The organism is uncultured Aureimonas sp. (assembly GCF_913775355.1).
Classification (GTDB): domain Bacteria; phylum Pseudomonadota; class Alphaproteobacteria; order Rhizobiales; family Rhizobiaceae; genus Aureimonas.
On sequence record NZ_CAJYIU010000046.1, the window covers coordinates 1 to 14,711 of the forward strand.

Sequence of the window (14,711 nt, forward strand, 5' to 3'; positions counted from 1 at the left end):
CGATGAACAGGCCGATCAGCGCGCCGCCGGCATCGCCGATGCCCGGCACGAGGCCGAGGAGCGCGTCGGCACCGAAGCGGATGTCGGTGCCGGGGACGCGAATGGCCGTATCCATCAGGCGGGCGAGTGCGTTGAGCCGTGCGATGCGGCGCTCGCGGTCCTCGACCCACACGGTTCCGGTGTCGGCATAGGCGGTCATGGCGACTTCGATCTCCTTGTCAAACGTCCAACGACGTCGTTCGCTCATGTGGTGGGGGTGCGATCGCGTTGCGAGCACGTTTTCGTCATTCCCTCGCGGGCCGTCGCGCCTATCTCCCGACCGTAAGGGATACTTGCCGGGAGTGCGGGACATGGAATGGCGCGGCCGACGCGAGAGCAGCAACATCGAGGACGTGCGGGGGACCGGCGGGGGAGGCGGCGGCTTCGGCGGCGGGGGCATGCGCATCCCGATCCGTGCCGGCGGAGGCGGCATCGGCCTTCTCGTGATCCTCGCCATCCTTTGGATCGGCTTCGGTATCAACCCCATGTCGGTGATCGGCATGGATGACGGATCGACCACCACGACGCAGACGGCGTCGCGCCAGGGCCCCGGCGTGTCGGGCACCGCCGACGAGACCGATAACTTCGTCGCCGTGGTACTCGGCGATACCGAGGACGTCTGGAACGCCCGCTTCTCGCAGATGGGCCAGACCTACCGCGAGCCGACCCTCGTCCTGTTCGACCGGCAGGTGGGCTCGGCCTGCGGCAATGCCACGTCGGCAACCGGCCCGTTCTACTGCCCGAACGACCAGAAACTCTACATCGACTTGGCCTTCTTCCGGCAGCTCCAGGGCCAGCTGAATTCGCCGGGCGACTTCGCGCAGGCCTATGTCGTGGCCCACGAGGTCGGGCATCACGTGCAGAACCTTCTCGGCACCCTGCAGCGCACCACCGAATTGCGCCAGCAGTCGTCCGAGGCCGACGCCAACGCCGTCTCGGTGCGGGTCGAGCTGCAGGCGGACTGCTACGCCGGCATCTGGGCGCACGACACGCAGCAGGCCGGCTATGTCGAGAACGGCGACGTCGAGGAGGCCCTGAACGCCGCCAGCCAGATCGGCGACGACACGCTGCAGGAGCGCAGCCAGGGAACCGTCGTCCCCGACAGCTTCACCCACGGCACCTCGGCGCAGCGGGTCGAGTGGTTCCGGCGGGGCCTGACCTCGGGCGACATGAAGCAGTGCGACACGTTCGAGGGTCGCCTCTGAGCCAATGCGCCCATGGCCGGCCGGAGCTTGCAATCCGGCCGGCGGCATGGTGTGACCCCACGCGATTGCCTCCAGACGCGACGTGTGACAGCCCATGCCCGACCTCCTTCTCGAGCTCCGTTCCGAAGAGATCCCCGCCCGCATGCAGCGCAAGGCGGCGGGCGACCTGAAGAAGGCGGTGACCGACGCCCTCGTCGCGGCCGGGCTCACCTACGAGGGCGCGCGCGAATACTGGACGCCGCGCCGCATCACGCTCGATATCCGGGGCCTCGACGCCCGCTCCAAGGACACCCGCGAAGAGCGCAAGGGGCCACGCACCGACGCGCCCGAAAAGGCCGTCGAAGGGTTCCTGAAAGGGGCCGGGCTCGTCTCGATCGATCAGGCCGAGCGGCGCAGCGACGGAAAGAAGGGCGAGTTCTTCGTCGCCGTGATCGAGAAGCCCGGGCGGCCGGCCGAGGAGATCGTCGCGGAGGCGATGCCCGGCATCATCCGCGACTTCCCCTGGCCGAAGTCCATGCGCTGGGGGGCCGCCTCGCGCGAGCCGGGCTCCCTGCGCTGGGTCCGCCCGCTCCAGTCGATCCTCTGCGTCTTCGGCCCCGAGAACGGCGAGACGGCGGTGATCGATTTCGAGGTGGCCGGCATCCGCTCCGGCGACCGGACGGTCGGGCATCGCTTCCATGCGCCGGCCGAGTTCAAGGTGCGGCGCTTCGAGGACTATATCGGCCAGCTCGAGAGGGCCTATGTCGTGCTCGACGCCGAGCGCCGGAAGGAGATCATCCGCACCGACGCCGACAATCTCGCCTTCGCGCAGGGGCTGGAGGTGGTCGCGGACGAGGGGCTGCTGGAGGAGGTGTCGGGCCTCGTGGAGTGGCCCGTCGTGCTGGTCGGCACGTTCGAGGAGACGTTCCTCCAGATTCCCGCCGAGATGATCCAGCTGACCATCCGCACCAACCAGAAGTGCTTCGTCACGCGCCGCCGCGGGCAGGACGGCCTGTCGAACCACTTCCTGATGGTCGCCAACATCGAGGCGGCCGACCATGGCGCCGAGATCGCGCGCGGCAACGGAAAGGTCGTGCGCGCGCGCCTGTCGGACGCGCTCTATTTCTGGAACACCGACCAGGGCGCCCTGCCGGACTTCGAGGGCCTCGCGGCGTCCGCAGAGCGTTTCGGCCTCGACCTCGCCAAGCCCCTCGACCAGCGCATGGCGAAGCTCGACGCCCTCGGCGTCACCTTCCACGCCAAGCTCGGCACGCAGGGTCAGCGCGTCGGCCGCATCGCGGATCTCGCCGCCGTCCTCGCGCCGATGGTGGGCGCCGACGCCGGCGAGGCGCGGCGGGCGGCGGTGCTGGCGAAGGCCGATCTAACCACCGAGGCCGTCGGCGAGTTCCCTGAACTTCAGGGGCTGATGGGCCAGAAGTACGCCGCGCTCCAGAACGAACCCGCTTCCGTGCAGCGCGCGCTTGTCGACCACTACAAGCCGCAGGGCCCCGGCGACAGCGTGCCGACCGACCCGGTCGCGATCGCGGTGGCTCTTGCGGACAAGCTGGACACGCTGGTCGGGTTCTGGTCGATCGACGAGAAGCCGACGGGTTCGAAGGACCCCTATGCGCTTCGCCGTGCCGCGCTCGGCGTCATCCGCATCATCCTCGACAATCAGCTTCGGCTGGGACTGGGATCGCTGTTGACCTCGGGCGACCTCCTGTCCTTCTTCCATGATCGCCTGAAGGTGCAGCTGCGCGAGCAGGGCGCGCGTCACGATCTGGTGGATGCGGTTCTGGGCGGCGCGGGCGAGGGCAAGGACGATCTTCTCGACGTGTCGCGCCGCGTGGCCGAACTCGGCCGCCTGCTCGAGACGGACGACGGTGCGAACCTTCTGTCCGCCTATCGCCGAGCCGCCAACATTCTCGCCGCCGAAGAGAAGAAGGGCACGAAGGTCGCCGCGTCCGTCGATCCCGCGCGTTTCGTCGAACCCGAGGAGCGCACGTTGCACGCCGCGATCGTCGAGGCGGAGGCGGAACTCGACGCTGCGATGCGCGTCGAGGACTACACCCGCGCGACGGCGGCCCTGGCCAAGCTTCGGGCTCCGGCCGACGCCTTCTTCGAGAAGGTGCTGGTCAACGCCGACGACGAGAGCGTGCGCGCGAACCGTCTGGCGCTTCTCGCCCGCATCCGTTCGGCGGCCGGACGGCTGGCCGATCTCTCGCGCGTCGCCGGCTGATTCGCCGGCGGACCAAATTGCGCGAGGGCTCTCAGGCCTGCGCAAGCCTTGCGGGCGAGGATCGGAGGCTGGCGAAGCTCACCGATCGCGCTTTCGTGAAACAAATTGTGATCGTGTCGCCTGCAACCCGCCGAATTGGCGGTAGAAGGATCGCCGCGATCGAAGCCGCCTGCGGGCCCTTCGGTCTTCTCATGGAGGGGTGGGGCCAGCCGCAGTCGGCTGGGCTTCGTTTCGACTGACCTGATCTCGCTTGGCGTTCCCCCGGGGCCGCCGGCCCGACGAGGGGATGCCCGAATGCCGAGAATGCGCGCCGCCTGTGCGGTTGCCATGCGCTGGGTTTGCGCCATCGCAGCAGGAACGATGATGGCCGGCCTGAGCCCCGCGAAAGCGGAATTCGACCGACCCTGGCGCGACGACACCCGTGCCCTCGTGATCGACGCCTACGAATTCAATCCGATCAACTGGCGAGAGATGACCGGCGACAAGCGGATCGCCGCCTTCATCAACAAAGCCTCCGACGGTCTGGCGCCCGCCTGGTCCTGCCGCGGCATGTCGGGCGACGACGAGAAGCTGTGCAAGAACCGGTGGTGGAAGTATTCCGTCACACAGGAACTCTACATGACCCGCCGCGAGATGGCGAAGACGCTGGGTCTGAAGTGGGGCGCCTACCATCTGGGCCGTCCGGGCAATCCGCGCGAGCAGGCCGACCACTTCATCGACTTCGCCAAGCCCGAAGCCGACGAGCTGATCGCCCTCGACATCGAGGACAACGATCCGACGCAGTGGATGTCGCTCGCCGAGGCCGAGGAGTTCGCCCGCCAGATCAAGATCCGCCTTGACCGCTACCCGGTGCTCTACACCAACGGTTCGACGGCCGCCTACATCGCCCAGAACAAGGAGACCTATCCGCTCCTGTCGCGCCTCCAGCTCTGGTATGCGCGCTATCGCGACGACCTGACGGGCGTATTCCCTGAGGGCCACTGGGACAAGTACGCCCTGTGGCAGTTCTCCTCCATGCACAACTGCAACAAGCGCGCCTGCCCCTATCGCGTCGCCGGCGCCAAGGAAGACATCGACGTGAACATCGCCTCGATGAACGTCGAGGATCTTCGGAGGGCATGGCCGTTCGACGGGCTCGTGGCGCCGGAGCCGGAGCCGCTTCCCGATGCCGGGGCGCTCATCGCCAAGATCGGCGAAGAGGCGCGCGGCGCCGTGGCGGCGATCGGGCAGGACGTCGCCGCTCTCGTTAAGCCGAAAGAGGCGCAGGCCGGCGGCGAGACCGTGCCGGGAACGCTCGCAGCCGCCTACGGGCCGTCGGGTCACGCGCCGATCGATCCCTTGAAGCTTCTCACCGAGACCGCCCTGGAAGAAAAGAAGGCGGCCGAGCATCCGGCGCCTGTCCTCTCCGCGGTGACGCAAGGAGCGAAGACCGAGCCGGCGCCCCCCGCCGATCGCCCGGTGGCGGGGCCGGCGCAGGCGATCGGAACGATCGGCCAGCTTCGTGAGGAGATGCAGGCCGTCCGCGAGATCCTGAGTGACGAGAAGGTCGACGGCGACGCCGCGATGACGACGCCGGCCGCGTCCGCGACCCCGATCAAGGGAGCCGAGCTGAAGTCCCGGATCCTGGAACTGATGAAGGCCGCCGAGACCGCGGTGGAGGGCGTGCCCGGCGACAAGCCGGTCGAGGAGAAGAAGCCGGAGGAGCGGGCCGAGCTTTCGGCCCCTCGCGGTGGCTGGACGATCCTGTCCAGCTTTGCCGCGCCCGAGCGGCGCGTGGCCTCGGCGTTCCGGGCGACCCGCTGACGCCTGCCACCCTTGTCGATCTCACCCATCCGATTCTCCGACCGCCACCTTGCCTGAAAATGGCGCGGGGGTTCTTTTCGATGGAACCGCCCGCCTTTAAACCTGCCGCATGATAGAAACCCGCACCATTCCGCTCGCGAGCGAAGCGGCCGAACGCGACGTCGCCGATCGGTTGGCGCGCGGCGAACTTGTGGCCGTGCCGACGGAGACGGTCTACGGGCTCGCCGCCGACGCCTCGAACGGCGAGGCGGTGGCGCGCATCTTCGAAGCGAAGGGGCGACCCCGCTTCAATCCCCTGATCGCCCACGTCACCGGGCGCCCGATGGCCGAGCGCTACGCGGTGCCCGACGCGCTGGCGCATCGGCTGATGGACGTTTTCTGGCCGGGTCCGCTGACGATCGTCCTTCCGCTGCGCCCCGGCGCGCCGCTTCATCCGCTTGTCACCGCCGGTCTGCCGACCGTCGCGCTGCGTTCGCCGCAAGGCGGGTTGTCGCGCATTCTGAGGGTTCTCGACCGCGCCGTCGCCGCTCCCAGCGCCAACCGGTCGGGCCGCGTCAGTCCAACCTCGGCCGCGCACGTCCTGCGCACGCTGGACGGACGCATCGAGGCGGTCGCCGATGCCGGCGCGGCCGCGCATGGTATCGAATCGACGATCGTGCAGCCGCAGGGCGACCACGTCGTTCTCCTGCGACCGGGGGCGGTGACGGCTGCCGAGATCGAGGCGGCCACCGGGCTCCCCGTCCGGCGGCACGACGGCCATGCGATCGTCGCACCAGGCCAGATGCGCTCACACTACGCTCCGCACGGCCGGGTGCGGCTGGACGCGCCCGAACCGATGCCCGGCGAGCACTTCATCGCCTTCGGCCCCGTGGCGGAAGCCGACGCCGCCCGCGCGGCCGCCGTCCTCCAGTTGAGTGAGGACCGCGATCTGCGCGAGGCGGCAAGCCGTCTCTTCGATGCGCTGTCGACGTTCGACGCGCCGGAGATCGAGCGGATCGCCGTGGCGCCGATTCCACGCGAGGGTCTCGGCGAGGCGATCAACGACCGTCTCGCGCGCGCTGCCGCAGACCGCTGATCTCGACGCGCGGCGGGCAGGGGCCTAAACCTCGCTCATGACCGAACTCGCTCCCCTCCCGCTTCCCGACGCCCTCCGCGACCGTTTCGCCGCGCTCGTTCCGCCCGGCCGCGCGCTCACCGAAGCGGCGGACCTCGCGCCCTATCTCATGGAGACGCGCGACCTCTTTCCCGGACGCTCCCGGCTCGTCCTGCGCCCCGGAACGGTGGAGGAGGTCTCGGCGATCCTCAAGCTCGCCTCCGAGACACGGACCCCGGTCGTGCCGCAGGGCGGGAACACCGGGCACGTCGGCGGGCAGATGCCGCGTTCGGATGCCGAGATCGTCCTGTCCCTGTCGCGCCTCGACCGGATCCGCGACTTCGATGCCGCGGGTCATACGATCACCGTTGACGCCGGCGTCGTCCTTCAACGGGTGCAGGAGGCGGCCGACGAGGCGGGACTGCTCTTCCCGCTGTCGCTCGGTTCGGAGGGGTCCTGCCAGATCGGCGGCAATCTCGCCTCCAATGCCGGCGGGACGGGCGTCATCGCCTACGGCAACAGCCGCGAGCTTTGCCTCGGGATCGAGGCGGTCCTGGCCTCGGGCGAGATCTTCCATGGTCTTCGCCGCCTCGAGAAGGACAATCGCGGCTACGATCTCCGGCAGCTTCTGATCGGCTCGGAGGGCACGCTCGGCGTCATCACCGGCGCCGTGCTGCGGCTGTTCCCGAAGCCGAAGGGGCGCGAGGTCGCCTATGCCGGTCTCTCGTCGGCGGACGCGATGCTCTCGCTTCTGGCGCGCGCGCAAGGCGCGGCCGGAACGCAGCTCACCGCCTTCGAGATCATGCCGCGGCTGGCGATGGAATTTACGGTGCGGCACACCCGCGGCGCGCGCGACCCCTTGGCCGGTCCGCACGCCTGGTACGTGCTCCTCGAAGTCTCGTCCAACCGGTCCGGCGAGGATGCGCGGGCGACGATGGAAGGCATCCTGTCCGGGGCCCTCGAAGCCGCGGAGATCGAGGATGCGACGATCGCGCAAACAGGCGCCGACGCGACCCTCTTCTGGCGCATGCGCGAAGAAATGAGCTGGGCGCAGAAGCCGGAAGGCGGCTCGATCAAGCACGACGTATCGGTGCCGGTGGCGAGGGTCCCGGAGTTCCTGCGCCGGGCGGATGCGGTGGTGACCGCGGCGATCCCGGGAGTGCGGATCGTCTCGTTCGGGCACCTCGGCGATGGCAACATCCACTACAACCTATCGCAGCCCGTCGGGGCCGACAAGCAGGGCTTCCTCGACCGCTGGGGCGAGATCAACGCGCTGGTGCACGGCATCGTCGCGGACATGGACGGCAGCTTCGCCGCCGAGCACGGCATCGGCCAGCTGAAGCGCGACGAGTTGGCCCGGACGAAGCCCGCGCTGGAGATGGACCTGATGCGCGGCATCAAGCAGCTCTTCGATCCTTTCGGAATCCTAAACCCCGGAAAAGTCGTTTAAAGTTCTCTTCAAGGTTACGGTTTGGACACCCTGATATTGGTCAGGTTCACTTAACTGAACTTCTTAGCCCGAGCGCAACTCGCTCTCGTTAGTCTGCAAGCATCGAAGGCCGGGATACATCGGCCGAATGAGCAAGACCTCTCAAGGTCTGCGGATCAACAGACGAGGACACGACATGAGCGTGGTTCACCATCAGACGTCCGTGAAGCCCGAGTGGGCGAGCACGCCGATCCGCCTCGATCCCGCGCTTGCCGACCGCAAGCAGAGCTTCGAACTGATGCAGGACGGAGAGGTCGTCTCCTACCGGATCGACCGTCGCGGCGCGGTGATCCGGCGCACGCTGCAGAAGAGCGGCCTGCCGGTGTCGATCGCGCTCGCCGCCCGCTCGTTCCGCGGGATCGCAGCCCGCGCGATGGAGAACGGCGAGGGCGAGATCACCGTCACGCTCGAACTGCACCACGAGGACCCGACGATGTCGGTGCCGCTCCTCGTCGCCTCCGACCTCTACGACGTCGCGGCCGACTGGCGCGGCTGGTCCGAACTCTTCCGCCTGCCGATGTTGATGGTCGAGGCCGATGGTTCGGTGACCGCGCTCGAGGATTCGCTCGGCCAGGTCCGCCGCAACGATCCGATCGAGCGCCGCGGCAACGCCCATCGCGGCCGCCGACCGCGCTTCCTCGCCCGCCGCAAGCCGGGTGGCCTCGGCGTGCGCCTGATGGTTCAGGGCGAGGAGATCATCGCCCGCGGCTGAGCCGTCAGTAGAAGCGGGGGAACGAGAGCATCCACAGGCTGGAGAAGACCAGCCCGAGGAAGATGATCCAGCCGAACAGCCCGTTCGACTTGAAGAGCTTCAGGCACTCGTCGGGATTGTCGATGTCGAGGCTGCGGATCTGCCAGCCCATCTGAAGGGCACCCAGGAGCAGCCCCGCATAGGCCGGCCACGCAGGACCGGCGCTGCCCGTGCCCGCTTGGCCGAAGGCCAGTGCGAAGAGAACGAGCGCTCCGCCGTAGAGGAGCACCAGCGCCGTCTTGGTACGCCGTCCGAACAGTCGGGCCGTGGAGCGCACGCCGACGAGGGCGTCGTCCTCGCGGTCCTGATGGGCGTAGATCGTGTCGTATCCGACCGTCCAGAGCACCGCCCCGAGATACAGGAGGAGCGGGCTCAGCGAGAGCGTGCCCCAGAAGGCCGCCCAGCCCATCAGCGCGCCCCATGAGAAGGCGAAGCCGAGGCCGAGCTGCGGCCAGTCCGTCACCCGCTTCATGAACGGGTAGACCGCGACGACCCCGAGCGACGCGATGCCGAGCACAATCGCGAAGAGATTGAACTGCACGAGGACGAGAAGGCCGACCAGCGCCTGCGCCACCAGGAACGCCTTCGCGCGTCCGGGCGTGACCCGGCCCGACGGCAGCGGGCGCGAGCGCGTGCGCGCGACCATCGCGTCGATCTTCTGGTCCACGAGGTCGTTGTAGGTGCAGCCGGCCCCGCGCATGGCGATGGAGCCGATCAGGAACAGGATGAGGTGCCAGAGGTCCGGCAGCCCCGTATGCACGGCCGAGGGCGCAGCCCATTGCGGCGCCAGCGCCGCCGACCACCAGCAGGGCCAGAGGAGGAGCTGCCAGCCGATCGGCCGGTCCCAGCGCGCAAGCTGCGCATAGGGCCAGAGCGCCCGAGGCAGAAGGCGATAGACCCAGTTCTCGGACGGGGCATCCACCACCCGGTCCGCCGGGCTTCCCGTTGAATCATCCTGAAAACGCATGGGACAGGCAAAAGCCCGCCGAGGTCCGTCGCGTCAAGCCCCGGCCGGTGCCGCGGGCAAACCACTTGACCCCCCGCGCACCGAGCCTCTATCGCCGCCCCATGGTCGCTCTTCGCGCAACGGGCATGGGAACATCATGGCTATCGACGTCCTTTTGATCGGCTCCGGTGGCCGCGAGCATGCGCTGGCCTGGAAGCTCAGGCAGTCCGGCGAGCTCGGCCGCCTGTTCGCCGCACCGGGCAACCCCGGCATCGCGACGGTCGCCGAACTTGCAGCCCTCGATCCGGCCGATCACGCCGCCATCGTCGCGTTCTGCCGGCAGGAGGCGATCGGCTTCGTCGTCGTCGGTCCGGAAGTGCCGCTCGTCGCGGGGCTCGCCGACGCGCTGCGCGAGGCGGACATACCCGTCTTCGGGCCGAGCGCCGCCGCCGCGCGCCTCGAAGGATCCAAAGGGTTCACCAAGGACCTGTGCGCCCGGAAGGGCATCCCGACCGCGCGCTATCGCCGCTTCTCGGATGCCGGGGAAGCGAAGGCCTACGTGGCGGCGGAAGGCGCGCCGATCGTGATCAAGACCGACGGACTGGCCGCCGGCAAGGGCGTGACGGTTGCCACGTCCGTCGACGAAGCGTGCTGGGCCGTCGACGACTGCTTCACCGATGCTGCGGGCGGTGTCGAGGTCGTGGTCGAGGAATGCATGGTCGGCCCGGAGGCCTCGCTCTTCTGCCTGTGCGACGGCGAGAACGCGATCGCCTTCGGCACGGCGGAAGACCACAAGCGCGCCTTCGACGGCGACCGCGGACCGAACACCGGCGGAATGGGCGCCTACTCGCCCTCCGGCTTGATGACGCCGGAGATGACCGAGCGTGCGATGCGCGAAATCGTGCGCCCGACCCTCGAAGGCATGCGGGAAATCGGCGCGCCGTTCCGCGGCGTTCTCTATGCAGGCCTGATGCTGACCGCCGAAGGGCCGAAGCTCATCGAATACAACGTCCGCTTCGGCGACCCGGAAGCGCAGGTGCTGATGATGCGCCTCGAAAGCGATCTCCTGCCGATCCTTCTCACCGCCGCCACCGGCTCGCTCGAAGGGCTGGAGCCGCGCTGGTCGCCCGAGCCGGCCGTGACGGTCGTTCTCGCCGCCAAGGGCTATCCCGGCGCGGTGGAGAAGGGCACGGCCATCGGTTCCGTGCCGGACGAGGGCAAGGGCGAGATCGTCTTCCACGCCGGGACGGCCATGAAGGACGGACGGCTCGTCGCCAACGGCGGACGCGTCCTCAACGCCACGGCGCGCGATGCCGACATAGGCCGGGCGATCGATCGCGCCTACGCTCTCGTCAACGCCATCGACTGGCCGGAGGGCTTCTGCCGACGGGACATCGCGCACCGCGCGCGCGGTTGAGCCGCCCGACATTGACGTGAACGGCATGGCATTGACCGTTCGCCATCATATGTGACGAACGAACGCATCGCGCGGCCAGCGACCCATGGGAGGAGAACCATGTCGTTTCGAAAAGAGCGTCTGACCCGTCCGATCTTCCGGTGGGCGCAGACCGCCATGCCGCCGATCTCGGACACCGAGGCCAAGGCGATCGACGCCGGCACGGTCTGGTGGGACGGCGAACTCTTCAGCGGCGCGCCCGATTGGGACAAGCTTCTCGCCATGCCCCCGGCGCGGCTGACGGACGAGGAACAGGCCTTCCTCGACGGCCCCGTCACCGAACTCTGCGCGATGATCGACGAGTGGAAGATCGTCTGGGAAGACCATGATCTGCCGGCGGACGTCTGGGATTTCCTGAAGCGCGAGAAGTTCTTCGGGATGATCATCCCGAAGGCGTATGGCGGTCACGGCTTCTCCAACACGGCCCATTCCGAGGTGGTGCGAAAGGTGTCGTCGGCGAGCGTCGCGGTCGGCGTCACCGTCATGGTGCCGAATTCGCTCGGCCCCGGCGAACTGATGCTCCATTTCGGCACGCAGGCGCAGCGCGATCACTGGCTGCCGCGCCTTGCCGACGGGCGCGAAATCCCGTGCTTCGGCCTCACCTCCGACCGGGCTGGCTCGGACGCGGCGGCGATGACGGATCGCGGCGTCGTGACATACGGCGAATTCGACGGGCAGCGGACGCTCGGCATCCGTCTGAACTTCGCCAAGCGCTACATCACGCTCGCCCCGGTCGCGACCGTGATGGGGCTCGCATTCAAGCTGTTCGACCCCGAGGGGCATCTCGGCCGTGGCGAGAACCTCGGCATCACGGTCGCCCTGATCCCGACCTCGACGCCGGGCGTGCGCCACGGCGACCGGCATATCCCGCAGTTCACCTTCTTCCAGAACGGCCCACTCTACGGCGAGGACGTCTTCATTCCGATGGACTGGATTCTGGGCGGCGAAGCGCAGATCGGCGAGGGCTGGACCATGCTGATGAAGGCGCTGGCGACCGGGCGCGGCATCTCGCTGCCCTCACAGGCTGCCTCCGCCACGGCGATGACGGCGCGCATGGCCGGCGCCTATGCGCGCGTGCGCCAGCAGTTCGGCCTGCCGATCGGCATGTTCGAGGGCATTCAGGAGCCGCTCGCCGAGCTCGCCGCCAACGCCTACCAGGTGGACGCCGCACGGCGCCTGACGGTCGCCGCGCTCGATGAAGGGCATCGGCCCTCGGTCGTCTCGGCGATCATGAAGCAGAACGCGACCGAGCTGATGCGCAAGTCCGTCGCGCACGCGATGGACATTCTGGGCGGCAAGGCGATCATCGATGGCCCGTCCAACCCGATCGGCGCCTCGCACCGGTCGGTGCCGATCGGCATCACGGTCGAGGGCGCCAACATTCTGACGCGCAACCTGATGATCTTCGGGCAGGGGGCGATCCGCGCCCATCCTCACATGCTCGACGAGATGCGGGCCCTGTCCAACCCCGACCGCGAGCAGGGACTGGCCGAGTTCGACCGCCATTTTTGGAAGCACGTCGGCCATTCCACGACGAACCTTCTGCGCACCCTTCTGTTCGGGTGGACCGGTGGCCTTGCCGCGCCCGCGCCGCGAGGCTCCGCCTTCACCAGCCATTGGCGGCAGCTGTCGCGCTATGCGGCGACCTTCTCCATGCTGGCCGACCTCGCTCTTCTTACGCTGGGCGGTAGCCTGAAGCGGCGCGAGATGATCTCGGCACGCCTCGGCGACATCCTGTCGGAACTCTACCTCCTCGGTGCCACGCTGAAGCGCTTCGAGACGGACGGCCGCCCGGAGGTCGACAAGCCGATCGTCGAGTTCGTGATGCAGCGCGGGTTCAACCGGATGGGCCTCGCCTTCGCCGGCGTCTTCGCCAACCTGCCGGCGCGCTGGGCCGCGATGGGAGCCCGGATCATCGCCTTCCCGCTGGGCGTCCCGCTCCGTCCGCCGGCTGACGAACTGGTGACCGAGGTCGCCGAAATCCTGATGCGTCCGTCCTCGCAGCGGGATCGGCTGACGCCCGACCTCTATCTCGGCGAAGGGCGTCCCGATCATCCGATCGCCGTTCTCGAAGAAGCTTTTGCGAAGGTCACCGAAACCGCGGCGATCGCGAAGCGGATGCGCGAGGCCAAGCTGCGCGACCGCCAGGCGGCGCTGGATGCGGGCATCATCACGCCGGAAGAGTTCGAGGAACTTGCCGTCGCCGAGGCTGCGATCGCGCGCGCGGTCGCGGTCGACAGCTTCCCAATGGAGATGGTCTCGCCGCTCGCCGCACAGCATCGGCGCTCGGACGATGGACGCCGGGACGACGACACGCAGGCCGAGGCTGCCGAATGACGAGGGCGGTCTACCTCGTCGACGGCGCCCGCACGCCCTTCATCAAGGCGCGCGGCAAGCCGGGGCCCTTCACGCCCGTCGATCTCGCGGTCCAGTGCGGCCGTCCGCTCCTGATGCGCCAGAGGTTCGATCCCGTTCTGATCGACCGCGTGGTGCTCGGCTGCGTCAACGTCATCGCCGACGAGATGAACCCGGCGCGCGTCGCGGCGCTTCGCCTTGGACTGCCCGATACCGTCCCGGCACACACGGTCCAGATCAATTGCGGCTCCGGCATGCTCGCGATCGACGACGCGATGCGCGCCGTCGCGGACGGCCGCTCGGAGATCGCGCTGGCGGGCGGGGCGGAGGCGCTCAGCCACTCGCCGCTGGTGCTGAGCGGCGATGCGGTCCAGTGGTTCGCGCGCCTCAACGCCGCCCGTTCGACCGGCGCACGCCTGAGGGCTCTCGCCGGACTGAAGCCCGGATACCTCAAGCCCGTGATCGGGCTGGAGCGCGGCCTGACCGACCCGATCACCGACCTGAACATGGGTCAGACCGCCGAGAAGGTCGGCCATCTCTTCGGCGTCTCGCGGCGCGAGGCGGACGAATACGCCGCCGAAAGCCATCGCCGGCTCGCCGCTGCACAGGCGGACGGCACCCTCGCGGACGAAGTCGTTCCAGCCTTCTCGCGTGACGGACGCGTCTTCGACCGAGACGACGGCGTACGGCCCGATTCCACCGCGCGCAGCCTCGGCGGCCTGAAGCCGGTGTTCGAGCGGCCCTACGGCAACGTCACCGCCGGCAATTCCTCGCAGATCACCGACGGCGCGAGCTGGACGCTTCTCGCCTCGGAGGAGGTGGTCGCCCGGCACGGACTGACACCTCTCGCGCGGATCATCGATTGCCGCTGGGGCGCGCTCAACCCGTCGATCATGGGATTGGGACCGGTGATCGCGATCGCGGCGCTTCTGAAGGAGAACAAGCTCTCGCTATCCGAGGTCGGGCTGTTCGAAATCAACGAGGCGTTCGCTGCTCAGGTCCTCGCCTGCGTCCGGGCGCTCGGCGACGAGCGCGTCGGGCGCGAGGTGCTCGGGTTCGAGGGCGCCGTCGGCGAGATCGCGGCCGACCGGTTGAACGTCGACGGCGGCGCCATTGCGCTGGGTCATCCTGTCGGTACGTCCGGCAACCGAATCACGCTCCACCTCGCCAACGCCATGCGCCGTCGCGGTGTCCGCTACGGGATCGCCAGCCAATGCGTCGGCGGCGGTCAGGGCGGCGCGCTGCTCCTGGAGGCCGCATGAAGGCCGATGACGTCCACATGACCGGCGCAAGCCTCCTCGAGACGCTGTCGGATCGCACACTCGAACTATCCGGTGCCGCCGACGTCGAACGTCA

General features: G+C 68.7%; 11 protein-coding genes. 9 read left to right on the forward strand and 2 right to left on the reverse strand.

What is annotated here, in order from left to right; translation table 11 throughout:
- A partial coding sequence (locus QZ753_RS03525; RefSeq protein WP_294641281.1) for a DUF4112 domain-containing protein occupies positions 1–199 on the reverse strand: 199 nt, incomplete at its 3' end.
- 151 nt (positions 200–350) lie between these two features.
- Between QZ753_RS03525 and QZ753_RS03530 the strand changes: the two genes are divergently transcribed.
- The 6 genes from QZ753_RS03530 (at position 351) to QZ753_RS03555 (ending at position 8,559) form a co-directional block, all read left to right on the forward strand.
- The gene (locus tag QZ753_RS03530) at positions 351–1,244 is read left to right on the forward strand and encodes a neutral zinc metallopeptidase (protein WP_294641283.1); all 894 of its coding nucleotides are present in this window, start codon (positions 351–353) and stop codon (positions 1,242–1,244) included.
- Positions 1,245–1,338: 94 nt separating this feature from the next.
- On the forward strand, positions 1,339–3,462 hold the full coding sequence (gene glyS, locus QZ753_RS03535) for a glycine--tRNA ligase subunit beta (RefSeq protein ID WP_294641285.1): 2,124 nt from the start codon (positions 1,339–1,341) through the stop codon (positions 3,460–3,462).
- A gap of 363 nt (positions 3,463–3,825) precedes the next feature.
- A complete protein-coding gene (locus QZ753_RS03540) occupies positions 3,826–5,265 on the forward strand; it encodes a GH25 family lysozyme (protein WP_294641286.1) in 1,440 nt (479 codons plus the stop codon).
- Positions 5,266–5,374: 109 nt separating this feature from the next.
- Positions 5,375–6,340, forward strand: coding sequence for an L-threonylcarbamoyladenylate synthase (locus QZ753_RS03545; protein ID WP_294641288.1), 966 nt, complete (start codon positions 5,375–5,377; stop codon positions 6,338–6,340).
- Positions 6,341–6,377: 37 nt separating this feature from the next.
- Positions 6,378–7,808, forward strand: a complete 1,431-nt coding sequence (locus QZ753_RS03550) for an FAD-binding oxidoreductase (protein ID WP_294641290.1) — start codon at positions 6,378–6,380, stop codon at positions 7,806–7,808.
- Positions 7,809–7,983: 175 nt separating this feature from the next.
- Positions 7,984–8,559 carry a DUF6101 family protein gene (locus QZ753_RS03555; protein ID WP_294641292.1) on the forward strand — a complete coding sequence of 192 codons (576 nt, stop codon included), beginning with the start codon at positions 7,984–7,986 and terminating at the stop codon, positions 8,557–8,559.
- A gap of 4 nt (positions 8,560–8,563) precedes the next feature.
- On the opposite strand, the gene ubiA is transcribed toward QZ753_RS03555, so the two are convergent.
- Positions 8,564–9,565, reverse strand: coding sequence for a 4-hydroxybenzoate octaprenyltransferase (gene ubiA, locus QZ753_RS03560; protein WP_294641294.1), 1,002 nt, complete (start codon positions 9,563–9,565; stop codon positions 8,564–8,566).
- A 142-nt stretch (positions 9,566–9,707) separates the two neighbouring features.
- Here ubiA and purD point away from each other — a divergent pair, with 142 nt between their 5' ends.
- The 3 genes from purD (at position 9,708) to QZ753_RS03575 (ending at position 14,617) form a co-directional block, all read left to right on the forward strand.
- Entirely contained in the window at positions 9,708–10,961 is a 1,254-nt protein-coding gene (gene purD, locus QZ753_RS03565; RefSeq protein WP_294641300.1) for a phosphoribosylamine--glycine ligase, read from the forward strand.
- Between the two features lie 99 nt (positions 10,962–11,060).
- Positions 11,061–13,337: an acyl-CoA dehydrogenase gene (locus QZ753_RS03570; protein WP_294641296.1), complete on the forward strand. Its 2,277-nt coding sequence runs from the start codon at positions 11,061–11,063 to the stop codon at positions 13,335–13,337.
- Positions 13,334–14,617: an acetyl-CoA C-acetyltransferase gene (locus QZ753_RS03575; RefSeq protein WP_294641298.1), complete on the forward strand. Its 1,284-nt coding sequence runs from the start codon at positions 13,334–13,336 to the stop codon at positions 14,615–14,617. Before QZ753_RS03570 ends, QZ753_RS03575 begins: the two co-directional genes overlap by 4 nt.
- The last annotated feature ends 94 nt before the right edge of the window (positions 14,618–14,711 follow it).

Coding starts and splice junctions, on each gene's coding strand:
- QZ753_RS03530 (WP_294641283.1), top strand. CDS start 351: ATGGAATGGCGCGGCCGACGCGAGAGCAGCAACATCGAGGACGTGCGG.
- glyS (WP_294641285.1), top strand. CDS start 1,339: ATGCCCGACCTCCTTCTCGAGCTCCGTTCCGAAGAGATCCCCGCCCGC.
- QZ753_RS03540 (WP_294641286.1), top strand. CDS start 3,826: ATGGCCGGCCTGAGCCCCGCGAAAGCGGAATTCGACCGACCCTGGCGC.
- QZ753_RS03545 (WP_294641288.1), top strand. CDS start 5,375: ATGATAGAAACCCGCACCATTCCGCTCGCGAGCGAAGCGGCCGAACGC.
- QZ753_RS03550 (WP_294641290.1), top strand. CDS start 6,378: ATGACCGAACTCGCTCCCCTCCCGCTTCCCGACGCCCTCCGCGACCGT.
- QZ753_RS03555 (WP_294641292.1), top strand. CDS start 7,984: ATGAGCGTGGTTCACCATCAGACGTCCGTGAAGCCCGAGTGGGCGAGC.
- ubiA (WP_294641294.1), bottom strand. CDS start 9,565: ATGCGTTTTCAGGATGATTCAACGGGAAGCCCGGCGGACCGGGTGGTG.
- QZ753_RS03570 (WP_294641296.1), top strand. CDS start 11,061: ATGTCGTTTCGAAAAGAGCGTCTGACCCGTCCGATCTTCCGGTGGGCG.
- QZ753_RS03575 (WP_294641298.1), top strand. CDS start 13,334: ATGACGAGGGCGGTCTACCTCGTCGACGGCGCCCGCACGCCCTTCATC.